Origin of the sequence: Thermotoga sp. RQ2 (assembly GCF_000019625.1) — a bacterium.
Classification (GTDB): Bacteria; Thermotogota; Thermotogae; order Thermotogales; family Thermotogaceae; genus Thermotoga; species Thermotoga maritima.
Map to the genome: position 1 here is coordinate 1544798 of NC_010483.1, position 24902 is coordinate 1569699.

The window sequence follows — 24902 nt, forward strand, 5'->3', positions numbered from 1 at the left end:
TCGCAATGTGTAGCAGATTTGGTTCCATTATTTCACCCCAGTTTCACGTATTCTCTGTTTGCCTCCAGTATCTCTTCGAGAAGGTCTTTTGCGTCCTCCACGTCCGGCCCGAGGGGATGGGAGAGCAAAGCCTTCAGGGCGAGTTTTTTCGATCTCTTCAGATACGCTTCTATTGTGAGTCGTTCGTACATCTTCACCGCGTGGATGAAGGAAAGAGCAAAGTGATCTCCTTTCCCCTGCGAGAGCGTGTGGACCCTACCGGATCTCACATAACACGGAATCTCGAGAACGTAATCATCCGGGAGGTTTTCGATCGAGCCGTTGTTCCTCGTGTTCACTATGTGTATCTTCCCTTCATCGGTTTCGAGGTCTCTTATCAGGTGAGCCGCCGCAGTGGAATACATACTGCCGCCGCGCTTTGTGAGTTCTTCCGGTATCTCGGTAGCGGTTCTGTACTTCTCGAAGAGTTCTTTCTCTATCTTCATCACTTCCCTTGCTCTGAGCTCGTGCGAGGAGATCTTTTTGAACATCTTTTTCTCCATCAAATAATATCTCAGGTAAGGATTCACGATGATCCTCACCGAGTCGTAAAACCACGCCGGGAAATCTTCGTCTGGTATGTTGGAGAGCCTCAGCTTCAGGTTCTCGAAGACCTTTTCCGTCACGTCTTCACCTTTTACAAAGACCTTCTCTATGAAGCTCAGATGGTTGAGGCCGTAGTACTTCAGGAACACGTCTTCGAGCTCTGCTGAGAAGATCTCTGCGATCTCCCGGATGAAGTTTATGGGAACGTTGCAAAGGCCTATGAATTTTTCGTATTCGAGGTAGTTTCTCACGAACTCCGTGATGTGGCCGGATGGGTTGGTGAAGTTTACGATGGTCGCGTTCGATGTTTTTCTCACGGTATCAACGTACTCTTCTATTATGGGAAACGCCCTCAAAGCCGCTGAAAATCCCCCAACCCCTGTTGTTTCCTGACCTATGAGACCGTACTTCAGCGGAATGCCCTCATCGTTTTCTCTACCTTTGAGTCCGCCGGGTCTGAACTGAAAGATCACGTACTTCGCGTCCACGACAGCACTCTCGAAGGTGTCGCTGATGAGCACCTTGAACCTATCTTTGACGAGCCTTTTCACAAAATCAACGACGATTTTCTGCTTTTCTTCGTCGATGTCGTAGAAGATCACCTCGTCGATGCGAACATCCTCGGAGATGTCGAGAAGTCCCTTCACCAGCTCCGGGGTGTAGCTGCTTCCTCCACCTATCACCGCGATTCTCATTTCTTCACCTCCCTGAGGTAGTTCCTCACCAGTCTGTTGTAAAGGTCCTCTGTTACTCTCAGTCCAGAGCGTTCCATTGCAAACAACACGGCACCGATTACAGGGTCGTGCTTCGGTATGACGATTTCGTATTCTTTTCCGGTGGCGCTTTCTATCATGTTTATCAGAAGGGAAGGTGCGTTCTTGAAGAAGCTTCCCTCCAGGATCAGTTTGATGGGAGGTGTGAAGTTCAGTGCCTTTCTATGCGCGTCGATGATTTTTTTCACTTCAACCACGATCTCATCGAAAATTCTGAGAGAAACCGCATCACCTTTTTCGGCGCATCTGAACAGTGCCTGATTCACTCTCTTGACCAGCTCTGCTGTGTATCCTCCTTCGTAGTCGTATCTCAGAAGGTTCTCCACCGGGCCGATCTCTTTTTCCACCTCTTCAACGAGCGTCGTCCAGTCGTCTCTGCCGTCCTTTGCCCTCATCACAGCGGAGGTCACAAGAGAAGCGATGTAGTGTGAACCGAGTCTCTCACCCAGTGAAAAAGAAAGGCCTCCTATTCTGTTCACCCTTCTGCCGTCCGATGCGTAGGAGATGCTACCTGTTCCACAGCTCACCATGATGCCAATGTCGTCGAAAACCCCCGATCTCAGGGCGGTCCTTCCGTCGTTGTCGAAGTCGAATTTTTCAAGACCGAGCTTTTCCAGTATTTCTCTCACAATCTTCATCTCGTAGTCGAAGTCCGCTCCCGCGTATCCGAAGAAGGCAAAATCGATCTCTTCTCTGGTCTTTCCTGCCTTGTTCAGGATACCTTCGATCACATCTTTGAGATTCCTGACAGCGCTTTCCTTTCCAACGACCTGATAGTTCGCTCCTTTTCCTCTGTGAACAGCCAGAACGTTTCCCTGTTCATCGCTGAGGACGGCCTGTGTTTTCGTTCCCCCCACATCCACTCCGAGAAAGAGCAATCTCTTCACCTCCCCATCATAGTATAATCGTTTCGGGGTGGAAAACATGAAAAAAATCATTCTCGCTCTGCTTGTGATCGTCTCCGTTCAGATGATGGGAGACGTCTTTGTGAGCTTTTCCTACGATTTTTCGGAAAGAGAAACCGTGTCGTCCGTGGGCATGGACACTGGAGAGTTCACAGCGGGAGTGGAACTCTGGGGCTTTTCCTCCATCTGTTTCTTCGTCGGTGCTGTGAGGAATCTGGATCTGGGGGATTTCATGTTTACCCTTGAGACAAGGGTAGGCTTTTCTTTAAAACCCTATCTTGCCGTCGTCAATTTTTTCTGGAAAAAGCATGAAGGAGTAAAATGGGGATTTGGTTATTCAATAACGCTGAAGGACTCGAGCATCAGATTTCCTCTGTTCGTGAGACTGGGGTGGTGAAGAGTGGATTATCTCGAATCACTCGATTTTCCAAAAGTTGTGGAGATAGTAAAGAAATACGCGCTCTCTGACCTGGGAAGAAAACATCTGGACACTCTCAAACCGACGGTGAATCCGTGGGACGAGCTCGAACTCGTGGAGGAGCTTCTGAACTATTTTGCCAGGTGGGGAGAGCCTCCCATAAAGGGATTGAACGATATCTCTCAGGAAGTGGAGAGGGTGAAGTCCGGTTCAGCCTTGGAACCATGGGAACTTCTTCGCGTTTCCGTGTTTCTCGAAGGCTGTGACATCCTGAAGAAGGACTTCGAAAAGCGTGAATACAGCAGGCTCAAAGAGACCTTCTCCAGACTCAGCTCCTTCAGAGATTTCGTGGAAGAGGTGAACAGGTGCATAGAACAGGATGGAGAGATCTCGGACCGTGCGAGTCCCAGATTGAGGGAGATCAGAACGGAAAAGAAGCGTCTTGCCAGCGAGATAAAGAGAAAGGCCGATGATTTCGTCAGGACGCACTCTCAGATCCTTCAGGAACAGATGTACGTTTACAGGGATGGAAGGTATCTCTTCCCCGTGAAGGCTTCCATGAGGAACGCAGTGAGGGGAATCGTTCACCATCTCTCCTCTTCCGGTGCCACCGTCTTTCTGGAGCCCGACGAGTTCGTCGAACTGAACAACAGAGTGCGTCTTTTAGAAGAGGAGGAAAGGCTGGAGATCAGCAGGATCCTGAGGCAGCTGACGAACATACTCCTTTCCAGGCTCAACGACCTTGAGAGGAACGTGGAACTCATAGCGCGTTTCGACTCCCTCTACGCGAGGGTGAAGTTCGCAAGAGAGTTCAACGGAACCGTCGTGAAACCTTCTTCGCGGATAAGACTTGTCAACGCAAGACATCCGTTGATACCAAAGGAGAGAGTCGTTCCAATAAATCTTGAGCTTCCACCCAACAAAAGAGGTTTCATCATAACGGGTCCAAACATGGGCGGAAAGACCGTGACTGTGAAAACCGTTGGTCTTTTTACCGCCCTCATGATGAGTGGCTTCCCTCTCCCCTGTGATGAAGGAACGGAGCTGAAGGTCTTTCCAAAGATCATGGCGGACATCGGTGAGGAGCAGAGCATAGAACAGAGCCTCAGCACCTTCTCGTCGCACATGAAGAAGATCGTGGAGATCGTGAAGAATGCAGACAGCGATTCACTGGTCATCCTCGACGAGCTGGGCTCGGGGACGGATCCGGTGGAAGGAGCCGCCCTTGCCGTCGCGATAATAGAGGATCTTCTGGAAAAAGGAGCAACGATCTTTGTAACCACACACCTCACACCTGTGAAGGTCTTCGCCATGAACCATCCTCTGCTCTTGAACGCCTCCATGGAGTTCGATCCGGAAACCCTCTCACCAACTTACAGGGTTCTGGTTGGAGTTCCAGGAGGTTCTCACGCTTTCCAGATAGCAGAAAAGTTGGGACTCGACAAACGTATAATCGAAAACGCCAGATCGAGACTCTCTCGGGAGGAGATGGAACTCGAGGGACTCATAAGGTCTCTCCACGAGAAGATCTCGCTTCTTGAAGAGGAGAAGAGAAAACTCCAGAAAGAACGCGAAGAGTACATGAAACTGAGGGAGAAGTACGAGGAAGATTACAAAAAGCTGAGGAGGATGAAGATAGAAGAGTTCGACAAAGAGCTGAGGGAGCTCAACGATTACATCAGAAAGGTCAAGAAGGAACTCGATCAGGCGATACACGTGGCAAAAACTGGCAGCGTTGACGAGATGAGAGAAGCGGTGAAGACGATAGAGAAAGAGAAGAAAGATCTGGAGCAAAAGAGAATCGAAGAAGCGACCGAAGAAGAAATAAAACCCGGAGATCACGTGAAAATGGAAGGTGGAACCTCTGTGGGGAAGGTCGTTGAGGTGAAAAGTGGCACCGCCCTTGTTGACTTTGGCTTTCTCAGATTGAAGGTGCCCGTTTCGAAACTGAAAAAGGCTAAAAAAGAGGAGAAGGAAGAATCTTCAGCGGTCTCTTACAGGCCTTCGAGCTTCAGAACGGAGATAGACATAAGGGGTATGACGGTTGAAGAAGCGGAGCCGGTTGTGAAGAAGTTCATCGATGACCTGATGATGAACGGCATCAGCAAGGGATACATAATACACGGAAAGGGCACCGGAAAGCTCGCATCTGGAGTATGGGAAATACTGAGAAAGGACAAAAGAGTGGTTTCTTTCAGATTCGGAACACCTTCTGAGGGGGGAACGGGTGTCACGGTGGTGGAGGTGAAAGTGTGATCTTCGCTCTCGATGTGGGTACCAGAAAGATAGCGGGTTTGATCGTCGTCGAGGAGAAAGGTACGATCAGAATCGTGGATTCTGAACTGATAGAACACAAAACACGCACGATGTTCGACGGTCAGGTTCACGATGTGCTCGGAGTGGCGGAAACGGTGAAAGAGGTGAAAGAAAGACTCGAGTCGAGGAACGAAATCGAACTGAAAGAGGTGGCTGTAGCCCTCGCGGGAAGGTTCCTGAAAACTCAAGTAGGTGAGGCGGAGCTGGATTTTTCCAAGACCGGACACATCACCCGCGAAGACGTTATGAAGCTTGAAATAGAAGCGGTGACTAAAGCGCAGGAAAGTGTGGAAGAGGACTTCTTCTGTGTGGGATACTCCGTCGTCGAGTACAGACTCGACGGAATGTGGATGAAAAAGCTTGAGGGACACAGAGGCGGGAAGGCTTATGTTAAGGTGGTCTCTGCTTTCCTTCCCGTTCACGTTGTGGATTCCCTGATGAGGGTTCTGGAGACTGTGGGACTCACTCCGGTTCACGTGACGCTGGAGCCGATAGCGGCGATGGATCTGACCGTCCCGGAGGATCTCAGGTATCTGAACATAGCTCTCGTCGATGTGGGCGCGGGAACGAGCGACATAGCTATCTCGAAGGAAGGAACGGTGGTGGCCTACGGAATGATTCCCATGGCGGGTGACGAGATAACGGAAGCCATAGGAAAGAAATTTCTGCTCGACTTTCAGACGGCGGAACACGTGAAGAGAACCGTTTTTTCGGAAGAAAGAGTGAAGGTGAAGAATATACTGGACAGAGAAATCGAGTTGAACGCCCGGGAGGTCTCCGAAGCGATAAAGCCTGTGGTGGATCAGATCACAACGGAGATCTCAACGGTCGTGACAGAGCTGAACGGTGGAGCCCCCTCTGTTGTGATGGTGGTCGGCGGCGGCGCGAAGGTACCAGGTTTTGTGGAAAGTCTTGCCAGGAAGATGGATCTTCCTCTTGACAGGGTATCTCTGAAGAGTGTAGAAAGCACCGGTCTTGTTGAGGATCTCACCGGAAAGGTCAAAGGAAGCGAGTACATTACTCCTGTGGGAATCGCTTACAGTGCCATGAGAAACAGGGGATCCGTTTTCTCTCAGGTCTTCGTGAACGGGGTTCCTGTGAAGCTCATGGGAGGAGTGGGCAGGTACTCGGTCATGCAGGTGCTCATACAGGCGGGATACAGGTTCTCCTCGCTCGTAGGTGGAGAGATGATTTCCTTTGAACTAAACGGAAAAACTCTCTTGAGGCCAAAGAGAAGAACCTCCGTGAAGATTCTCGTGAACGGCGAAGAGGCGAATCTCTCCTCCAGAGTGAAGCACGGTGACAGGATAGATATTCAAACCGAAGAGGAGAAAACTCCACTGAGAATAAAGGACCTTGTGAAACCTGTGAAAGTGAAACTTCCCGATGGAGAAGTGGAGGAGATCTTACCGGAGATCGTGAAGAACGGAACGCCAGTACCACCCGACGCGGACGTAGAAGAAGGAGATGTGATAAGCTTTCCGGAAAAGATAAAGATCTCCGAGATAAAGTCAAAGATCTCCTACGGAAAGACAAGGATCGTGGTGAACGGCGAAGAGAAATGGATCTCCCTCGTGAATTTTGATCTTCTCAAAGGGGGAGTTCCTTTGAAAGACGATAAAGAAGTTCCGCTCGGAGAAGAGATCGACCTCGTTGAAAAGGGAAGGAAAACACTGGAGGAAGCACTTGAAGTTCCCCACATCACTGTCTCGTTCAACGGCGAATTGAAGAAAATCCCTTTGAAAATCCTCCACAGGATAGACGAAGAAAGAGTGGAACTGAAAGACTTCAAACCCATGGTAATAGACCTTCTCAAGGATTTGAAACTGGACGGACTCAAGGACTACGAACTTCTCAAAAACGGAAGGAGAGCCATGTTCACTGAACTGCTCGAGGATGGGGACGTGATCGAGTTCAAAGTAAAAAAGTGAGGGGGCCGGCCCCCTCAGATAATAGCCTTCTCCGTTTCTTTATCGAAGGCGTGCATTCTCGTCATGTCGAGTACCAGATCGATTTTCTGTTCTTCTTTTGCCTGAGTCCTCGGGTTGACGGATGCCACAATCAAGTCATCTCCGACTTTCACGTGGAGAATAGTTTCACTTCCGAGAGGTTCGACCACATCCACAACACCTGTGATCGTGTTCTCTGGAGTTGGTGCCAGTGCGAAGAGCTTGTCGTAGATGTCTTCAGGTCTGATACCGAAGATGATCTCCTTGTCGATGTAGTTTGCGAGTTTGTCTTCGAATTCCTTCGGCACCTTCACTTTGAAGCCAGATGCCTGGATCCAGAGACCGCCTTCTCCTCTCACGACTCTCGCGTTGATGAAGTTCATTGGAGGACTACCGATGAATCCGGCAACGAAGACGTTCGCTGGAGAGTTGTATATTTCGTGTGGGGTTCCTATCTGCTGAATCTCTCCGTCCTTCATGACGACGATCTTGTCAGCCATCGTCATCGCTTCCACCTGGTCGTGTGTCACGTAGATGATCGTTGCCTGGAGTCTGTGGTGGAGCTTCTTGAGTTCGCTTCTCATCTGTACCCTGAGTTTCGCGTCGAGGTTGGAGAGCGGTTCGTCGAAGAGGAAAACCTTCGGATTTCTCACGATGGCTCTTCCAACGGCAACCCTCTGCCTCTGACCACCTGAGAGCTGTCTCGGTTTTCTGTCGAGCAGGTTTTCTATTCCGAGAATCTTCGCAGCTTCACGTACTCTTCTGTCGATTTCGTCCTTTGGATATTTTCTCAGCTTCAAGCCGAAGGCCATGTTTTCGTAGACGGTCATGTGTGGATACAGAGCGTAGTTCTGGAACACCATGGCGATGTCCCTGTCTTTTGGTTCGACGTCGTTCACAACTTTGCCGTCGATGTAGATCTTTCCATCTGTGATCTCCTCCAGTCCAGCTATCATCCTCAGAGTGGTCGTTTTTCCACAACCGGATGGTCCAAGGAGAACCACGAACTCCTTGTCTTCGACGACGAGATTCGCGTTTTTCACAGCGACGACTTTGTTTTCGTAGACCTTGGTGACGTTTTCAAGGACAACCTGAGCCATTCTCACACCTCCTGTGAATCGTTGAATTCAAAATACTTTTTGAGCTCGAGATACTTCTCCACGTTCCCGATGTCCAGCAGATAAGTATCAAGGATCTCATCCATGAATTCCATGAGTTTTCTGTATTTCTCGTAGTCAATGACAGCAACCGCGGGCACACCGTTCTTTGTCACGACCACGTCTTTCGTTTTCGCTTCTTCGACAACCTGGGAGAACCGCGCTTTCGCGTCCGCAAGACTGTAAAAAGAAACCCTGCTCAGATCCATTTCATCACTCCCTGACCAGAATTATAGTCAAGTTTACAAAAAATTACAAGCCCTGTTTCGAACAAAAAAACGGGGATATCGAGAAATATCCCCGTTTATTGAAGAATATCGTGCGGATTCTTAAAATTTCACACTGAAGTAGAACTCGTTCGTGTTCAGAACAAAGGTGAGATCGGTATTTCCCTTCTTTGCACGTGTCATGAATCCAAAAGAGACCTCATCTACGGCGGCTGAAACAAGAAGCTTGACATCCACACCGTTTATGGGTGTGAAGTTGAATCCTGCTCCTCCGGCGAGTTTCCAGTTGAGCAGTCCGGCTCCCAAAAAGAGAACGTTGTCTGGATCTGAGATGCCAAAGAGAACCGTGTTGTTCAAAGCTCTGTACGCAAAAGAGGTGCCTCCCATGGAGAATTGACCGCTGTGGAACATGACGGTGTCCCTGGACATATAGGCGAAGTTGTCGAGGGATAGTCTGTACCCACCGATCTTCACGATGTAGTCCTGTTCCAGGATAGCGTACCCACCCGATCTTCCGATGAAGAACTCATAATAGAGGCTTCCGGGAAACGGAATCACATCTTTCTGATCAACGCAGAAGAAAACGTTCCAGCCGTTCCCAAAAGAAAGACCCGTCTTCAAAGTGACTTCTGAGGTTTTCACCTTGAGAAAACCGAGTTTCTGGTAGTTCGTCGCACTCTTCGAGAGACTCACTCCCACACCCCATCCGTCGTTGAAGACTTCAAAAAAGAGTGTGTCACCGAATTTGACGCGGTATCCATCGGACGTCCAGGTGAAAGAGGCGGGAAGAACGACTACGCCCACCACAAAAATAAAAAGAAGAGGAAGGAACTTTTTCAAAATATCACTCCCCCTCGAGGAGTTTTTGAATGATCCTGTTCGTGAGTTCCGGATTCGCTTTTCCTTTCGTCTCTCTCATCACGTATCCCACGAAGAAACCTGCCGCTTTCTTTTTGCCTGATTTGTAATCCTGAACGGCCTTTGGGTTCTGTTCCATTGCCTTTTTCACCAGTTCCTCGATGAGTTTTTCGTCGCTGATCTGAACTAAACCTTTTTCCTCCACGATCTGAGAGGGCATCTTTCCTGTTTCGAAGACCTCAGGGAATATCTCCTTTGCGATCTTTATGGAGATCTTTCCTTCGTCCATCAATTTGAAGAGATCAGCGAAGTGCTGAGGGGTCAGTTTTGACTCTGTGATTTCTATGTTTCTTTCATTGAGTTCTCTCAAAACTTCTGTCATGATCCAATTGCTGAGATCCTTCGGCCTGTTCACCACCTTCACACACTCTTCGAAGAACTCGGCGAGTTCTTTACTCGAGGTGAGCACCTTTGCGTCGTACTCCGGAAGATCGTACTCTCTCATGAAGCGCTTCGCCTTCTCGTCTGGAAGTTCTGGGAGTTCCTTTTTCACCTCTTCGAGATACTCGTCAGAGAGAACAACGGGCGGTATGTCCGGTTCCGGGAAGTACCTGTAGTCGCTTTCTTCTTCTTTTCCTCTCATGGAAACGGTGGTCTTCGTGGTCATGTCCCAGCCTCTCGTCTCTCTTTCCACGTCTTCTCCTCTCTCCATCGCCTTCACGATTCGCTCGAACTCGTACTCTAAAGCCTTCTCGACGAACCTGAAGGAGTTCATGTTCTTCACTTCCACCCTGTTGCTCTGTCTTCCCGTTTCTGTGTCAACGACGGAGATGTTCGCGTCGCATCTAAGTGCTCCCTTTTCCATGTCTCCCGTGCTCACGCCGAGGTACCTCACGATGGATCTCAACTTCTCCATGAAAACACGAGCCTCTCTTGGGGAAGAAATATCGGGCTCTGTAACGATCTCAATTAGGGGAACACCGCATCTGTTCATATCGACCAGAGAGTAGCTTGCGCGGGTGATGGAGTCCCCTTCGTGAACGAGTTTCCCAGCGTCTTCCTCGAGGTGGAGTCTTCTGATTCTGACTTTCTTCTTTCCTTCGTCTCCGTCTATCTCCAGGAAACCCTCGGTTGCGATCGGGTAGAAGTACTGACTGATCTGGTACCCCTTGGGAAGGTCAGGATAGAAGTAGTTCTTTCTGTCGAATCTGGAGTACTTGTGAATCTTGCAGTTCAATGCGAGGGCGGTCTTCACGGCAAACCTGATCATCTCTTCGTTGGGAACAGGAAGGGCTCCCGGCTGGCCGGTGCAGACGGGACAGATCGCCGTGTTCGGGGGAAGCTCGAAGACATCCGCCGGGCAAGAGCAGAACGCTTTGGTCTTCGTTGAAAGTTGAACGTGTATCTCAAGACCTATGACGGGTCTGTATCTCATGCTTTCACCTCCGGGAGCGGGAACATGCCGTTTTCGTTGTAGGGGGAGTTCTTCTCTATGGCTCTCGCTATTCTGAAAACTTTCCCGTCCGCGAACCTTCTGCCAATTACCTGAACACCAACGGGGAGGTTGTTTGAGAATCCAAACGGCACACTGATCGCGGGAAGTCCCGCGAGGTTTGCGGGTATCGTGAAGATGTCCATGAGGTAGTAGGTGAGAGGATCCTTTATCTCTCCGATCTTGAAAGCCGTCACTGGGGAAGTGGGGGTGAGGATCGCGTCGTACTGCGAGAGCACCTCGTTGAGTTCATCGGAGATCTTTCTTCTCACTTTCATGGCCTTGTTGAAATAGGCTTCGTAGTAGGCAGCGCTGAGGGTGAATGTTCCGATCATGATCCTTCTTCTAACTTCTTCACCGAACCCGACGTTTCTGGTCTTCATGTACATCTCTCTGAGTCCTTTCTCTTTTACCCTGAGGCCGTACTTGACACCGTCGAACCTGGCGAGGTTGGAACTCGCTTCAGCGGGAGCGATGACGTAATAGACGGCGACGGAATATTTCATGTGCGGGATGCTGACCTTTTCCACCTTCGCACCGAGCTTCTCGAGAAGTTTGAGGGACTCTTCGAATCTCTCTGCCACACCGTCTTCTATCTTGTGCTCGTAGATCTCCTGCGGAACGGCGAATCTCATACCTGCGACGCCGTTTTCGATCTCCGAAAGGAAATCAACTTTCCTATCCATCGTTGTGGCGTCGTTCTCGTCTTTTCCGGAGATGATTTCCATAAGTATCGCCGCATCTTTCACCGTCTTCGTGATGGGACCTATCTGGTCGAGAGAGCTTGCAAATGCCACAAGGCCGTACCTAGAGACGAGTCCGTAGGTGGGTTTGTACCCGACCACCCCGCAGAGCGAGGCGGGCTGTCTCACAGAACCTCCTGTGTCGCTTCCGAGCGCCGCAACGACCATTCCCGAAGCGACCGCAGCGGCAGATCCTCCACTGCTGCCACCGGGAACTCGCTCGAGATCCCAGGGGTTTCTCGTGGGAAAGAACGCGGATCTTTCGGTGCTGGATCCCATCGCGAACTCGTCGAGGTTCGCTTTTCCGACGATAACAAAGCCCGCTTCTTTCAGTTTTTTCACAACGGTGGCATCGAAAACAGATTCGTAGTTCTCAAGGATTTTAGAAGCACAGGTCGTTTTCATTCCGAGGGTCAGGATGTTGTCCTTGATGGCGATGGGAATTCCCCAGAACTTTCCATTCTTTTCCACGGAGACGTCTTCTTTGACGGAGATGAACGCCTTCACGTGGGGGTCGAACTTCTTTATCGCCTCTAAGGAAAGACGGGGGAGATTTTCCCTTTCTTCGTCAGGGAGTTTCAAGGAGTCTTCTATTGTGAGCCTTCTGAAGTCCAAACCGATCACCTCCTCTTGAGAATTATATCAGAGACGTGTTAGAATTATTCAGAAGAGCGATGAACTTTCTTCTGAAATGGAAAATGAACATATTTCAGAATAAACAAGGACCTTATTGGAAACTTTTCAGCACTTGACACAAACCGACAACAGGTTGTATAATTCATAAGAGTAAAATCTATATTTAACAAATTTTAACTTGGGAGGTGTTTTTATGAGGAGAAGAGCGGGTTTCACGTTGATTGAGCTTTTGATCGTCATGGCTATCATCGCGGCTTTGATGGCAGTGCTCATTCCGACCGCAACAGGTGCGATGAAGAAGGCGAGGGCGACAAGGCTTGCGGTTCAGCTCAGAAACTACGTAACAGGTCTTCAGCAGTGGATCACAGCAACATTACCGACATCAGATGATGTTGCCGATTTGGACGTTGACAATGCAGTTTCCATGGGATTTGTTGGCCAGGCAGAAAGAGATCTGTTTGCAAATGGCACAGACTTTAACGCCGACGCTGCTAACAGCCGCATAGTGATCACCGTTGATTACGACACAAATGATTCAAACATAGCCAACCTGGTCTACAACAGTTTGAAAGACGTATTTGCTGGAGGTACTGGGAGTGCAACTGTGACGAATGACACTGAAATTGGAATAACCGCTTATGTCCAGGCCTTCTGGTGGTAACACTCCCGCCTGAAAGAGAGAAAGCCCCCGTCCGGGGGCTTCTGGTTTTTTATAGATCACCCCTGTCTGGTGTTTTTTAAAATTTGAAAATTGATTCAAAGAAGTTTTTTCCTTTCTGAAAATAACAAGAGGGGGGGGTTTCCATGAGGTCTCTTCTGAGATTGTGTCTTTTCCTTGTTCTTGTGAGCGCTCTTGTCACTGGAGGTGAAATCATGAACTTTGAAAGGGAGGAAGAAGGGGTTTCACCCTTTGGAAGGGCAGTTGTTACACTCTCACAGGACGTTTCCTTCAGAGGAGTTTACTCCCTGAAAGTGGATGGCAGAACTTCACTCTGGGATGGAGTGGAGTTTGACCTCACTGGAAAGGTTTCACCGGGGAAAGAGTACAGGGTTTTCTTTTATGTGTACCAGACGTCGAACACACCTCAACTCTTCAGCGTTCTTTCCAGAGTTGTGGATGAAAGTGGAGAAAGGTACGAGATACTCCTCGATAAAGTCGTCACACCGGATGTCTGGAAGAAGATGGAACTGATCTTCACGTCACCTCAGAGAGCAGAAAAATTCTCGTTGATCGTTGCCTCACCTGAAAAAACGAACTTTCCGTTCTACATCGATGAACTTCAACTCTCCAGCCCGGATGAAGTTCAGGCACCTCCACCGGTTCTTCACTGCTCCTTCGAGAGTGAAACAGCCGAAGGCTGGATACCACGAGGAAATGCAAAACTTCAGGTCACTTCCAGGGTTTCTCACACCGGTAGAAACGCCCTTCTCATCTCTGAAAGGTCTGCCAGCTGGGAGGGAGCACAGTTCGATCTGAAAAGCATCGTAAAACCAGGAAAGACCTACACCTTCGAGATGTGGGTGTATCAGGATTCTGGAAGCCCTGTCGGCATCCTCATGAGGATGACACGAAAGTTCAAAGACGAAATCACAACGAAGCACCCCATCTGGCTGTATGGAAGGACGGTTCCGTCAGGAAAGTGGGTGAGGCTGTTTGGTATCTTTGGACTCCCAGAAGGAGTGGACGTGGATCAACTTGTTCTTTACGTCTACACGGATGGCTCGAACACGGACTTCTACATCGACGATGTGAAGATCTACGACAGACCGCTTGTGTCGTTCGAAGAGGATGTACCTTCCCTGAAAGAGGTCTTCAAGGATCAATTCAAAGTCGGTGCCGGGATCTCCGAAAAATCCATCCTCACTCCCTTTGACCTTGAGTTTCTCAAAAAGCACTTCAACAGTGTCACGGAGAGGAACAACATGAAACCGGTGAATCTGTTCGCCGGTGTTGAAAACGGCAAACTGAAGTTTGACTTTTCACTCGCTGATCTGTTCGTTGACACAGCACTTAAGAACGGGATCTCCGTGAGAGGTCACACACTGGTATGGCACAATCAGACGCCCGAGTGGTTCTTCAAAGACGAAAATGGAAACCTTCTGAGCAAAGAAGAGATGACAGAAAGGATCAGAGAATACATACACACCGTTGTTGGACACTTCAAGGGGAAGGTCTACGCATGGGACGTTGTAAACGAAGCGGTCGATCCAAACCAGCCGGATGGACTGAGAAGATCGACGTGGTATCAGATCATGGGGCCTGACTACATAGAACTTGCGTTCAGGTTTGCAAGGGAAGCAGATCCCGATGCGAAACTCTTCTACAACGACTACAACACCTTCGAACCCAAAAAGAGAGACATCATCTACAATCTTGTGAAGAGTTTCAAGGAGAAAGGTCTCATCGATGGGATAGGCATGCAGTGTCACATCAGTCTTGCAACGGACATCAGGCAGATCGAAGAGGCCATCAAAAAGTTCAGCACCATCCCCGGTATAGAAATTCACATAACCGAACTGGACATCAGTGTTTACAAAAGCTCCGGAGGTTACTACGAGAGGCTTCCAAGAAACGTGGAGGTGGAACTTGCACACAAATATGCCCAGCTGTTCAGCATCTTCAGAAAGTACAGCAACGTGATCACCAGCGTGACGATGTTCGGCCTGAACGACGGAGACGCCTGGAGTAGAAGAAACAACTGGCCATTTTTGTTCGATGAGTACTACCAGACAAAACTTGCCTTCTGGGGAGTTGTGGATCCTGAACTTCTTCCGCCACTGCCAAAGACCTCTACCATCTCAGAGGGTGAGGCCGTGGTGGTTGGAAAGATGGACGACTCCTATCTGATGTCGAAGCCGATAGAGATCTACGATGAAGAAGGGAACGTGAAGGCAACGATCAGAGCGATATGGAAAGACAGCACGATCTACGTGTACGGAGAGGTTCAGGATGCGACGAAGAAGCCAGCAGAGGATGGAGTAGCGATCTTCATCAACCCGAACAACGAAAGGACACCATACCTGCAGCCGGATGACACCTACGTTGTGCTGTGGACGAACTGGAAGAGTGAGGTCAACAGGGAAGACGTAGAGGTGAAGAAATTCGTTGGGCCTGGATTCAGAAGGTACAGTTTTGAGATGTCGATCACGATACCTGGTGTGGAGTACAGGAAAGACAGTTACATAGGGTTCGATGTAGCGGTGATAGACGACGGGAAATGGTACAGCTGGAGCGACACGACGAACAGCCAGAAGACGAACACGATGAACTACGGAACGCTGAAACTTGAGGGAGTGATGGTGGCAACGGCGAAATATGGAACACCAGTCATCGATGGAGAGATCGACGATATTTGGAACACGACGGAGGAGATAGAGACGAAATCGGTTGCGATGGGATCACTGGAGAAGAACGCAACGGCTAAGGTGAGGGTGCTGTGGGACGAGGAGAATCTGTACGTTCTTGCGATAGTGAAGGATCCGGTTTTGAACAAAGACAACAGCAATCCGTGGGAGCAAGATTCGGTGGAGATCTTCATAGACGAGAACAACCACAAGACAAGCTACTACGAAGACGATGATGCGCAGTTCAGGGTGAACTACATGAACGAGCAGTCGTTTGGGACGGGAGCGAGTGCGGCGAGGTTCAAGACGGCGGTGAAGTTGATCGAGGGAGGCTACATAGTAGAGGCGGCCATCAAGTGGAAGACGATCAAGCCGAGTCCGAACACGGTGATAGGTTTCAACGTTCAGGTGAACGATGCGAACGAGAAGGGTCAGAGGGTTGGTATCATCTCCTGGAGTGATCCAACGAACAACAGCTGGAGAGATCCTTCAAAGTTCGGAAACCTGAAACTCCTGAAATGAAAAGAAGCCCCCGTCCGGGGGCTTCATATTTTTTTGAGTGCCTGATCGAGGTCTTCCACGAGTTTCTCAGGATTTCCGATGCCAACATGTATCCTGATGAGGTTCACGTCCTCCTTAGGACAGTCACCGTACGCTACTCTTGGAACAACAAGGTTTTCGTGGCTTCCCCAACTCACAGCCATCTTGAAAACCTTCAGACTTTCGACGAATTCTTTTACTTTCTCTTCGCTGTCTGTTTTCAGCCTGAAGCTCATCAATCCTGAGCCACCGCTCATCTGAGAGGAAGCGAGTTCGTACTGCGGTGATCTTGGATTCATCGGGTAGTTCACCTCTAGGACCTTCGGGTGATCCATGAGGAAGTCAGACACCAAAAGAGCGTTTTCGTAGTGCTTTTTCATACGGAGTTCCAGCGTTCTAAGACCCCTCAAAATGAGCCAGGCTTCTATGGGCGAGAGAACCGGTCCGATGTTTTTGTATTCATCGACGAAGATGTTCTTCATATCTTCGACGTCTCCTGCGATCACTCCCGCCATCACGTCTCCGTGTCCTGAGATGTACTTCGTCGCAGAGTGGACCACCACATCCACTCCCAGAAGCTTTGGCTTTTGAAAGATCGGCGACGCCCAGGTGTTGTCTATGATGGTTTTTATCTTGAGTTCTCTTGCTGTTTCTGTGACCTTTCTTATGTCGATCACTTTCATCCTCATACTTGTGGGACTTTCGAGGTAGATGAGCTTTGTCTTCTTCGTGATGGCTTCGACTATTTTTTCCGCATCTGGAGGAACGTAGCTGATTTCTATATTGAACTTCCTTGAAAGGTAGTTGAAGAACTTCTTCGCCCAGGAGTAAGCTTCGTCCACACACACGACGTGATCTCCCGAGCTGAGGAAGTGAAGGATGGAAAGCGAAATGGCACTCATTCCAGAAGCAACAAGACGGGCATCTTCACACTCCTCCAGCGCTGCCAGTTTCTTCTCCACCAATCTTGTTGTGGGATTGCTTCCTCTTTTGTAAACGAATTCGTAGTCTCCGTTTCTGAGGGCTTTTGACATCTCGTCGAAACTGTCGAAGTAGAAATTAGTCGTTTCGAAGATGGGAAACGACAGCGCTTTGAAAGGGACATCTTCTTCCCCGTACGAGAACAGGATGTCGTCTATGTTCATGAGAAAGCCTCCTGTTGAGATTGTGTACCGAACCATATTTTAACTCATGTTCAGACCGTTTCAAAGACCCTTTTTCTACTGCCCCAGTCCCTTCCCGGTTTTCTACCGAGGTGTTCTATCATCTTCATAACACAGGGAATGCACGCGGTGTCTCTTTCGAAGACACAGATCTTTCCAGGGTAGAGCTGGTAGAGCTGTCTGTACGGTGAAGGGGTCCAGTTGGGCATGATGACGTTTGCTCCACACCTGAGCGTGATCTCTCTACCACCTGGAACGATCGTTCCCATGGCGGTGGTCGCCGGGATGTTCGAGTCTGGAAGAAGGATCCTTGTGAGTGCCACCATCTTCAGTGTGAGGATAAAATCTCCCTTCTTTTCGTTCGCAAGTGGTGTATCCGGGTGAGGGATGAAAGGACCTATTCCCACCATGTCGAAATCGTATTTTTTCAGAAACAGAAGGTCATCCACAAGGTCATCTATCGTCTGCCCCGGAAGGCCCACCATCGATCCGGCTCCCGTTTCATAGCCGAGTTCCTTCAGGGTGAGAAGACACCTCACTCTGTTTTCGAAGGATGTGTCTGGTCTCAGTTTTCTGTGAAGAGCAGGATTTGCCGTTTCGTGCCTCAGAAGGTACCTGTCTGCTCCCGCTTCCTTCCACTTTTCGTAAAATTCTCTTGGCCACTCTCCAAGACTCAGCGTGACAGCAACTCCCATCTTCTTTATTTCCCTCACGATATCCGATATCACATCCGGCATGTAATAGGGGTCTTCACCGGATTGAAGAACGATCGTTTTTGCTCCGAACTGAACGGCAAGTTTTGCTCTCTCGATGATCTCTTCCGGTGTCATTCGGTATCTCTTCAAATTCTTGTTGTCTCTTCTCAGGCCGCAGTAGAGACAGTTCTTTCTGCACACGTTGGAAAACTCTATGATCGCCCTGATGTGAACCTCGTCTCCGACGTATTTCTTTCTCACCTCATCGGCGAGTTTGAAGAGCGCATCGTTGAACTCCTTGTCATTTCTGGAGAGTGCCTCCTTTAAAACTTCTCTTGTGAACTCTCTTCTTTCGAGTCTTTCCAGAATTTCATGTCCTGTCACGGCTTCATCACTCCAGTTCTTCCAGAATCTTCTTCAGAAGAGGAATCACTTCGTCCTTTCTGTCCTCGGGGAAGTCTTCTGCGAAGACACCGAACCTTCCGTTTTCAAGGAGGATCTGGGCGGGGAGAAACTTTTCCCTCCCCGCTTTCAGGTCTTTATAGAATGACCATCTTCTTCCGATTCGCTCGGATATCCAGATCTTGCAGTCGTATTTCTCTGCAATCTCCTCGAGGATCTTTTTAAAATCTGACATCCCTCTCACCGCGCTTTATTCTTTCAAGGCCTTCTTTCACTCTCTCTCTTATCTTTGGATTCATCTTCTGGAGTTCTTTTTCTATGACCTCTTCTCCTATTCTTCTTGTTTCCTCCGTTGCGTAGTCACAGAGGTACTCCTGGAGCGTGAAGAGAGCGTTCGGTGTACAGAAGTTCTTCACAAAACCGGGGATTGCAAACTCCATGAAGTGTTCTCCCGTTCTTCCTGCCCTGTAACATGCGGTGCAGAAGGATGGGACAAAACCTTCTTTCAGAAGACTTCTCATCACCTGGTCGAGAGGTCTTGGATCTTCGAGTGTGAACTGCCTTTTCCTGTCCTCGTCGTCTTCTCTGTGAGAGTACGCTCCGATCCCTATTCTTGAGCCGGCGTCTATCTGTGAGACACCGAGTTTTATGACCTCATCCCTGAGTTTTGCGGGCTCTCTTGCCGTGAGGATCATTCCTGTGTATGGAACAGAAAGTCGTATGATGGCAACGAGTTTTTTGAAGTCCTCATCGCTCACGATGTGTTCCGGCCTCTGTGAATATGGGGTGTTTATGGCAGGTTTTATCCTTGGGAAGGAGATGGTGTGTGGTCCCACTCCGAACCTCTCCTCGAGGTGGATCGTGTGGTAGAGAAGTCCCATCACCTCGAATTTCCAGTCGTAAAGGCCAAAGAGGGCGCCTATTCCTACGTCGTCGATACCGGCCATCATCGCTCTGTCCAGACCGTAAAGTCTCCAGTTGTAGTTCGATTTGGGACCCCTGGGATGGAGTTTCAGGTACGTCTTTTTGTGGTACGTTTCCTGAAAGATCTGGAAAGTACCGATTCCCACGGACTTTATGATCCTGTAGCCCTCTATCGTCTGGGGTGCAGCGTTGACGTTCACCCTTCTGATCTCACCGTTGCCGTACTTCGTGTTGTACACGATGTCGATCGTTCTTGCGATGAACTCCGGAGAGTACTTTGGATGCTCTCCGTAGACCACTATGAGCCTTTTGTGGCCCTGGGAGACGAGGGCTTTGACTTCTTCTTTCAACTGTTCTTCCGTGAGCGTTTTTCTTTCCACCACTTTGTTGGAGACTCTGAAACCGCAGTAGACACAGTCGTTGACGCAGTCGTTTCCTATGTAGAGCGGTGCAAAGAGAACGATCCTGTTTCCGTATATTCTCTCCTTCAGAGTGCGGGCCGCCTCGAATATCTCCTCCAGAAGCTCTGGATCTTCCACATTCAAAAGGGTGGCCGTCTCTTCCGGCTCGAGCCTGTTCTTGTCCAGCGACTTCTGGATGATCTCTCTCACCCTTGCAGGATCCGGGTTTTTCGTTTTCTCCAGAAGTTCAAATATCTTTTCTTCCGGTATGAAAGATCTGCTCTCTACACGCTCTTTCACAAACACATACATACACATCACCTCTTCAAAGGAACTGTTTTCACGCGAACACCGGAAATCTGGCCGAGCTTTCCGGAGAGGGCACCTATCGTGTCGTTGTCTGTTTTCAGAACGAGGAATATGATCGCCATGTTCTCTTCTCTGACGGGATAGCCGACTCTGAGCAGAATGTCTTCGGAGAAATTGTGAAGGAGTTCGTTCACATGTCGGTAGGCTCTTTCTCTGTCTTCCACGACGATAGTGAGTATGTAGAATCTCTTCTCCAAAACGAAATCCCCCTCTCCGCTCACCGGGAGAGGGGGTATACTTCCATCTATCCCCTCCCCCGGTGTCAGGATTTTTCCCTCCACCTCAGGAGGTTTGTGATTTTTCTCACTTTCTGTTTATATTATACCACCTTTTGAGAATCACCACAACATTCCAAGCACCCACATGGGAATGGAATTTCTGACGGGAAGATCGATGTCGTCTCTGATCACGAAATCACTGGATTTTCTCTTTTTCCTTTTTCCTCCAACCTCGAGTTTCATCCCCTCGAAAATGAAATCGGCCTCTTCTTCGTTTTTCGAAGCGTATATTTTCCCTTTCTCTTTCAGGGCGAAAACAACGAACGCTTCTCTGAAATTTCCCGTTTCTCCTTCGAAGACGTGGTACATGGAGGGATCTGCCAGGAATATCTTCGAGCCTTTCGAAAACGGTTTTTCTGCTCTCTCTTTCCGGACGATGTTCACAAGTTCTATCTCCTCCATCACATGAAGGAGTTGGTACAGTTTCTGCTTTCCCACACCCCATTCTCTGCTCATGGACTCGATGTTTATTGTGGGGATTCTGGAATAGAGAAGATGCCCAACGATTGCCTTCATGACCCCGATGTGATTCTCAGTTACGGTACCGATGAGGTGCGGTATATCGTAGTATATGGTTTTGTCCAAAATGTTCATCATTCTCTCCCTGAAGTTCCCCTCCCTGTAAAAGGGTCTTGTTCCTTTCTCACGATAATCCCTGAATAAACTCATCACATCGACCTGTTTCATTAAACTGGCTGCATAATCCGAGAGCGGTACGAATGGGGAGTTCAATTTCTCCAGAACTTTTCCGGTCTCAAAATGAATGAACTCTCTGAAGGACATGAGGGGAAGCTTCATCAGGACGAATCTTCTTGAAAGATCTGAGGTTCCCTTTTTCATCACTATAGAACTGCTGTCGCTCACCCATATCGTTTTGCCCGGGAAGGTATCGTACAGGACCTTGAGGATAACACTCCAGTTTTTCAGGAAATGGACTTCGTCGATCACAATTCCCGGGTAATTCTTTAAAATCTCCTGTGCAAGTTCGTGGAAGGAAACGTTCAGCAGTGATAAATCATCACCTGAGACGTAGAGGAAACCGTTCTTTTTTGCCATGGACAGAAGAAACGTGGTTTTTCCTGTGCCGCGTGGACCATAGAGAAGAATCGCCCTGGGCGTAAACCTCTCCTCCAGATCCTGAAAAAACAATCTTCTCTTCTCAGGTAAGTAACTGATCATTCTGTTCATTTGAATCTCCAATCTCTCTATGATCTGATCGTACATGTTCCTCCCTCCTTCGGAACGAATTTTATCATATTTCGTTCTGTGATAGAACTATTATTCAAAATATTCCAAAAATCGTTTCGATATAGAACGATTTTCGCCAAAAAACGTTCTACCACAGAACGCTCTCTGGAACTTAACATTTCTTAACAAACAACGGATAGTGGCATAAAGAAAGTCTGGAAACTACAAAATGGTGAAACCCATTTCGAGGAGGTGTCTTCTATGAAGAGGTTCTTTGTTTTGCTCTTTGCGATGGTATCGGTTTTCCTTGTAGCAAAAACGCTCGTCATCAAGGGCTCCAACACGGTCTTTCCCATCGCACAGCTGTGGATCGAGGAGTTCAAGAAGGTTCATCCCGATGTTCAGGTGACGCTCGAAGGTGCAGGATCTTCCACGGGGATAGCCGCCCTCTTCAACGGAACCGCAGACATCGCCAACTCCAGCAGATGGCTCAAACCTGAAGAGATCGAACGAATGAACAAAGAAGGAAAGTACTTCATACCGTTCCTCGTTGGATTCGACGGGATAGCCATCGTCGTGAACAAAAAACTTGGAATCGACGACATCTCCATAGAGACGTTGAAGAAGATCTACACCGGTGAGATCCAGTACTGGTCTCAGGTGAACCCGAATCTTCCAAGAAAAAGGATCGCCGTCTACTCGAGAAACACCGCCTCTGGAACCTACGAAACCTTTGAAAACAAGGTCCTCGGTGGTGCGAGGATGGCACCCTACGTGAGAATGGTCGAGAGCACCCAAATCGAGATAGAAAACGTGGCACGAAATCCTTACGCCATCGCCTACGTCGGTGTTGGATACGTCACTGACGACGTGAAAGTTCTGAAGGTGAACGGCATCTACCCGACGAAGGAAAACATCCTGAAGGGGAAGTATCCGCTAGCAAGACCGCTCTTCATGTTCGTCGATGCGACGAACGGCTTTCCTGAAATGGGAAGTCTTGTCTTCGAGTACATCATGTTCGCATTCTCGAAGAAAGGACAGGAACTGTTAGAAAAAGCCGGTTACGTGGCTGCTTACGGTTGGTAAGGAGGGATTCACTCTGAACAGAGAGGTAGCGAATTTCTTCAGAAAATCTGTGATATTCGTCTTTTCCATCATTGGTATCCTCGCTCTTTTTCTTCTTGTGTTCTTTCTTGTGAAGGAGGCCTGGCCCGCCCTCGTGAAAGTCGGGGGCGAGCTTTTCACGAGTGTCTACTGGTACCCAACGGCAGATCCACCGGAGTATGGAATGCTCGCCATGATCGCGGGAACGCTTCTTTTGACGGCATTCTCTTCTGCCATTCTTCTTCCCCTCGGTTATCTGGTAGCGTTCTTTCTCCACACGTACGCCAGAGATCTCGAAAAAAGCCTTGTAAGGACCACGGTGGAGTTCCTTGCTGGAACTCCTTCTGTGATCATAGGGCTTTTTGTTCTGTTCTACATCGCACCCATTCTGCTACACTTCGACATCTGGTCCACAGAGAATTTCCTTCTGGCCTCCATCGGTCTTGTTCTCACAGCACTTCCCTACACGGTTTCACTCTCACTGGAAGCGCTCGACTCTGTTGACATAGCCCTCGAGGAAAGTGCGCTCGCTCTCGGTGCCACCCGTTTCACAACAACTTTAAGGGTGACCACAAGGGCTGCCCTTCCCGGGATTCTCAACGCCTTCGTTCTCACCGTGAACAGAGTGGTTGGTGAGACCATGATAGTCCTCATGGTGGGAGGAGGGGCCGCCATAATTCCACGTTCGCTCTTCGATCCCGTAAAACCCCTGACAGCAGCGATCGCTAGCGAAATCGGTGAGGTTGCCGTCGGAAGTATGCATTATCATGTGCTCTTTGCGGCAGGTTTCATCCTTCTTGTACTCTCTCTTGTTCTGACGGGACTTTCCAGATACATATCGAGGAGGCAGACAGGATGAAGAAGGACCTGATCATCTCTTACGTGTTTCGTGTAGTTAGTTACGTGGTCTTTGCCGTTGTTTTGTTTCTTTTCGTTTCCATTGTTGCAGGAGGAGCGAAGTATTTCTCTCCCTCCTTCTTCCTGGACTATCCAAGAAGCGGTATGACAGAGGGAGGCATCTTTCCTGCCATCCTCGGAAGTTTCTATCTCATGGCTCTGACTTTCCTGATCTCGATTCCTCTTGGTATCTTCACAGGGGTGTTCCTTTCCGAATACGGAGAAAACGTTGTTGCAAGGTGGATAGATATCTCTCTGACGGCCCTGAGCGGAATTCCCTCGGTGGTTTACGGACTTTTTGGACTGGCGTTCTTCTGTGTGGCCCTTCAGTTTGGAACGTCCATGATCGCCGCTGCACTGACTCTTTCACTCATGACACTTCCTGTCATCGCATCTTCAACGAAGGAAACCCTCAAGGCCATACCCGTTGAGATAAGGGAAGCCGCACTGGCCCTCGGGGCAAAGAAAGAGGAGGTCATCTTCAAAGTACTCCTTCCAGCGGCGAGGAGAGGTATCATCACGGCCGTTCTCGTTGGAGGTGGGAGAGCCCTGGGAGAAACCGCTCCCGTTCTGCTCACGGGTGCGGTGTTCTACTCAACAGAACTTCCAAAGGGACTCTTCTCACCTGTCATGACTCTTCCAACCCACATCTACTACATCACGGCAGCGTACGGTGAGTCCGCTCAGTGGATGGCAAAGGGAACAGCAGCCTTTCTGATGATAATAGTTGCTCTGATATACGGTGCAGCTTTCTTTCTGAGGAGGAGAGAGAATGGAACCAATAATTGAGATCGAAAACTTCAGCGCTTACTACGGTGATAAAGTGGCCGTCAAAAACGTGACGATGAAGATCTTCAAAAATCAGATAACCGCCATAATAGGACCATCCGGGTGTGGAAAGACCACGCTCCTCAGGAGTATAAACAGAATGAACGATCATATACCCGGTTTCAGGGTGGAAGGGAAGATATACTTTAAAGGGCAGGACATATACGATCCGAAACTCGATGTGACGGAGTACAGAAAAAAGGTGGGAATGGTCTTTCAGAAACCCACTCCTTTTCCGATGTCGATCTACGACAACGTGGCGTTCGGCCCGAGGATTCATGGGACAAAAAGCAAGCACGTACTCGACAGAATCGTTGAAGAGTCCCTTAAGAAGGCGGCACTCTGGGATGAAGTAAAATCAGAGTTGAACAAACCCGGAACGAAACTTTCGGGTGGCCAGCAGCAAAGGCTCTGTATAGCGAGAGCACTTGCAGTGGAACCCGAGGTGATCCTCCTCGACGAACCAACATCGGCCCTCGATCCGATTGCGACTCAAAGGATCGAAAAGCTTCTGGAAGAACTCTCTGAGAACTACACGATCGTGATCGTCACCCACAACATAGGACAGGCCATAAGGATCGCCGATTACATAGCCTTCATGTACCGGGGCGAACTCGTAGAGTACGGCCCCACGAGGGAAATTGTAGAAAGACCGAAGAGCAAACTCACCGAAGAGTATCTGACAGGAAAAATAGGATGATGGAGGCGA

Annotated in this window: 22 protein-coding genes; 9 read left to right on the top strand and 13 right to left on the bottom strand. The window is 49.1% G+C overall.

Translation table 11 applies throughout. The annotated features are described in order from the left end of the window. Positions 1-32: 32 nt before the first annotated feature. Positions 33-1280 (bottom strand): 6-phospho-beta-glucosidase BglT, encoded by a 1248-nt coding sequence (gene bglT, locus TRQ2_RS07955; protein WP_012311176.1) that lies wholly within the window; start codon positions 1278-1280, stop codon positions 33-35. Further along, complete coding sequence (locus TRQ2_RS07960; RefSeq protein WP_011943926.1) at positions 1277-2236, bottom strand: N-acetylglucosamine kinase; 960 nt, start codon at positions 2234-2236, stop codon at positions 1277-1279. Before TRQ2_RS07960 ends, bglT begins: the two co-directional genes overlap by 4 nt. Before the next feature lie 46 nt (positions 2237-2282). Between TRQ2_RS07960 and TRQ2_RS07965 the strand changes: the two genes are divergently transcribed. The 3 genes from TRQ2_RS07965 to TRQ2_RS07975 are packed head-to-tail and all read left to right on the top strand — an operon-like array spanning position 2283 to position 6928. After that, the gene (locus TRQ2_RS07965) at positions 2283-2660 is read left to right on the top strand and encodes a hypothetical protein (RefSeq protein WP_011943927.1); all 378 of its coding nucleotides are present in this window, start codon (positions 2283-2285) and stop codon (positions 2658-2660) included. A 3-nt stretch (positions 2661-2663) separates the two neighbouring features. Next, positions 2664-4937 (top strand): endonuclease MutS2, encoded by a 2274-nt coding sequence (gene mutS2, locus TRQ2_RS07970; protein WP_012311177.1) that lies wholly within the window; start codon positions 2664-2666, stop codon positions 4935-4937. Further along, the gene (locus tag TRQ2_RS07975) at positions 4934-6928 is read left to right on the top strand and encodes a cell division protein FtsA (RefSeq protein WP_012311178.1); all 1995 of its coding nucleotides are present in this window, start codon (positions 4934-4936) and stop codon (positions 6926-6928) included. Before mutS2 ends, TRQ2_RS07975 begins: the two co-directional genes overlap by 4 nt. A 14-nt stretch (positions 6929-6942) precedes the next feature. Here the strand turns inward: TRQ2_RS07975 and TRQ2_RS07980 are convergent, their stop codons facing one another. From TRQ2_RS07980 to gatA, 5 genes are all read right to left on the bottom strand, one after another. Beyond that, positions 6943-8046, bottom strand: coding sequence for an ABC transporter ATP-binding protein (locus tag TRQ2_RS07980; protein WP_011943930.1), 1104 nt, complete (start codon positions 8044-8046; stop codon positions 6943-6945). 2 nt (positions 8047-8048) lie between these two features. Continuing rightward, the gene (locus TRQ2_RS07985) at positions 8049-8312 is read right to left on the bottom strand and encodes a type II toxin-antitoxin system Phd/YefM family antitoxin (protein WP_011943931.1); all 264 of its coding nucleotides are present in this window, start codon (positions 8310-8312) and stop codon (positions 8049-8051) included. 120 nt (positions 8313-8432) lie between these two features. Continuing rightward, positions 8433-9170 (bottom strand): hypothetical protein, encoded by a 738-nt coding sequence (locus TRQ2_RS07990; RefSeq protein WP_011943932.1) that lies wholly within the window; start codon positions 9168-9170, stop codon positions 8433-8435. Between the two features lie 4 nt (positions 9171-9174). Continuing rightward, positions 9175-10623: an Asp-tRNA(Asn)/Glu-tRNA(Gln) amidotransferase subunit GatB gene (gene gatB / locus TRQ2_RS07995; protein ID WP_012311179.1), complete on the bottom strand. Its 1449-nt coding sequence runs from the start codon at positions 10621-10623 to the stop codon at positions 9175-9177. Next, positions 10620-12038 carry an Asp-tRNA(Asn)/Glu-tRNA(Gln) amidotransferase subunit GatA gene (gene gatA, locus TRQ2_RS08000; protein WP_012311180.1) on the bottom strand — a complete coding sequence of 473 codons (1419 nt, stop codon included), beginning with the start codon at positions 12036-12038 and terminating at the stop codon, positions 10620-10622. Before gatA ends, gatB begins: the two co-directional genes overlap by 4 nt. Positions 12039-12252: 214 nt before the next feature. Here gatA and TRQ2_RS08005 point away from each other — a divergent pair, with 214 nt between their 5' ends. After that, a complete protein-coding gene (locus tag TRQ2_RS08005; protein ID WP_012311181.1) occupies positions 12253-12720 on the top strand; it encodes a type II secretion system protein in 468 nt (155 codons plus the stop codon). A gap of 143 nt (positions 12721-12863) precedes the next feature. Further along, positions 12864-15926, top strand: a complete 3063-nt coding sequence (locus TRQ2_RS08010; RefSeq protein WP_012311182.1) for an endo-1,4-beta-xylanase — start codon at positions 12864-12866, stop codon at positions 15924-15926. A 23-nt stretch (positions 15927-15949) separates the two neighbouring features. Here TRQ2_RS08010 and aar read toward each other — a convergent pair whose 3' ends face one another. The 6 genes from aar to TRQ2_RS08040 form a co-directional block, all read right to left on the bottom strand. After that, positions 15950-17089 carry a bifunctional L-alanine/L-glutamate racemase gene (gene aar, locus TRQ2_RS08015; protein WP_012311183.1) on the bottom strand — a complete coding sequence of 380 codons (1140 nt, stop codon included), beginning with the start codon at positions 17087-17089 and terminating at the stop codon, positions 15950-15952. A 50-nt stretch (positions 17090-17139) separates the two neighbouring features. Next, the gene (gene hydE, locus TRQ2_RS08020) at positions 17140-18186 is read right to left on the bottom strand and encodes a [FeFe] hydrogenase H-cluster radical SAM maturase HydE (RefSeq protein ID WP_012311184.1); all 1047 of its coding nucleotides are present in this window, start codon (positions 18184-18186) and stop codon (positions 17140-17142) included. A 7-nt stretch (positions 18187-18193) separates the two neighbouring features. Beyond that, positions 18194-18439 carry a hypothetical protein gene (locus TRQ2_RS08025; RefSeq protein ID WP_012311185.1) on the bottom strand — a complete coding sequence of 82 codons (246 nt, stop codon included), beginning with the start codon at positions 18437-18439 and terminating at the stop codon, positions 18194-18196. Next, positions 18426-19841 (bottom strand): [FeFe] hydrogenase H-cluster radical SAM maturase HydG, encoded by a 1416-nt coding sequence (gene hydG, locus TRQ2_RS08030; RefSeq protein WP_012311186.1) that lies wholly within the window; start codon positions 19839-19841, stop codon positions 18426-18428. The genes TRQ2_RS08025 and hydG overlap by 14 nt, the downstream gene beginning before the upstream one ends. A 5-nt stretch (positions 19842-19846) precedes the next feature. Further along, positions 19847-20095 (bottom strand): TM1266 family iron-only hydrogenase system putative regulator, encoded by a 249-nt coding sequence (locus TRQ2_RS08035; protein ID WP_041434417.1) that lies wholly within the window; start codon positions 20093-20095, stop codon positions 19847-19849. 141 nt (positions 20096-20236) lie between these two features. Beyond that, entirely contained in the window at positions 20237-21400 is a 1164-nt protein-coding gene (locus tag TRQ2_RS08040) for an ATP-binding protein (RefSeq protein ID WP_012311188.1), read from the bottom strand. Positions 21401-21625: 225 nt separating this feature from the next. On the opposite strand from TRQ2_RS08040, the gene TRQ2_RS08045 reads away from it, so the two are divergent. The 4 genes from TRQ2_RS08045 to pstB are packed head-to-tail and all read left to right on the top strand — an operon-like array spanning position 21626 to position 24893. Further along, positions 21626-22450, top strand: a complete 825-nt coding sequence (locus tag TRQ2_RS08045) for a phosphate ABC transporter substrate-binding protein PstS (protein WP_012311189.1) — start codon at positions 21626-21628, stop codon at positions 22448-22450. A 49-nt stretch (positions 22451-22499) separates the two neighbouring features. After that, a complete protein-coding gene (locus TRQ2_RS08050; RefSeq protein WP_012311190.1) occupies positions 22500-23327 on the top strand; it encodes a PstC family ABC transporter permease in 828 nt (275 codons plus the stop codon). Beyond that, complete coding sequence (gene pstA, locus TRQ2_RS08055; protein WP_012311191.1) at positions 23324-24154, top strand: phosphate ABC transporter permease PstA; 831 nt, start codon at positions 23324-23326, stop codon at positions 24152-24154. Before TRQ2_RS08050 ends, pstA begins: the two co-directional genes overlap by 4 nt. After that, complete coding sequence (gene pstB / locus TRQ2_RS08060) at positions 24138-24893, top strand: phosphate ABC transporter ATP-binding protein PstB (protein WP_012311192.1); 756 nt, start codon at positions 24138-24140, stop codon at positions 24891-24893. The genes pstA and pstB overlap by 17 nt, the downstream gene beginning before the upstream one ends. Positions 24894-24902 lie beyond the last annotated feature (9 nt).

Excerpts from the sequence above, each read along its gene's own strand:
- TRQ2_RS08025 (WP_012311185.1), bottom strand. The coding sequence starts at position 18,439 with ATGTCAGATTTTAAAAAGATCCTCGAGGAGATTGCAGAGAAATACGAC.
- TRQ2_RS07985 (WP_011943931.1), bottom strand. The coding sequence starts at position 8,312 with ATGGATCTGAGCAGGGTTTCTTTTTACAGTCTTGCGGACGCGAAAGCG.
- pstA (WP_012311191.1), top strand. The coding sequence starts at position 23,324 with ATGAAGAAGGACCTGATCATCTCTTACGTGTTTCGTGTAGTTAGTTAC.
- TRQ2_RS08005 (WP_012311181.1), top strand. The coding sequence starts at position 12,253 with ATGAGGAGAAGAGCGGGTTTCACGTTGATTGAGCTTTTGATCGTCATG.
- hydG (WP_012311186.1), bottom strand. The coding sequence starts at position 19,841 with ATGTATGTGTTTGTGAAAGAGCGTGTAGAGAGCAGATCTTTCATACCG.
- TRQ2_RS08010 (WP_012311182.1), top strand. The coding sequence starts at position 12,864 with ATGAGGTCTCTTCTGAGATTGTGTCTTTTCCTTGTTCTTGTGAGCGCT.
- TRQ2_RS07965 (WP_011943927.1), top strand. The coding sequence starts at position 2,283 with ATGAAAAAAATCATTCTCGCTCTGCTTGTGATCGTCTCCGTTCAGATG.
- TRQ2_RS08045 (WP_012311189.1), top strand. The coding sequence starts at position 21,626 with ATGAAGAGGTTCTTTGTTTTGCTCTTTGCGATGGTATCGGTTTTCCTT.
- aar (WP_012311183.1), bottom strand. The coding sequence starts at position 17,089 with ATGAACATAGACGACATCCTGTTCTCGTACGGGGAAGAAGATGTCCCT.
- TRQ2_RS07980 (WP_011943930.1), bottom strand. The coding sequence starts at position 8,046 with ATGGCTCAGGTTGTCCTTGAAAACGTCACCAAGGTCTACGAAAACAAA.
- pstB (WP_012311192.1), top strand. The coding sequence starts at position 24,138 with ATGGAACCAATAATTGAGATCGAAAACTTCAGCGCTTACTACGGTGAT.
- TRQ2_RS08040 (WP_012311188.1), bottom strand. The coding sequence starts at position 21,400 with ATGTACGATCAGATCATAGAGAGATTGGAGATTCAAATGAACAGAATG.
- bglT (WP_012311176.1), bottom strand. The coding sequence starts at position 1,280 with ATGAGAATCGCGGTGATAGGTGGAGGAAGCAGCTACACCCCGGAGCTG.
- gatB (WP_012311179.1), bottom strand. The coding sequence starts at position 10,623 with ATGAGATACAGACCCGTCATAGGTCTTGAGATACACGTTCAACTTTCA.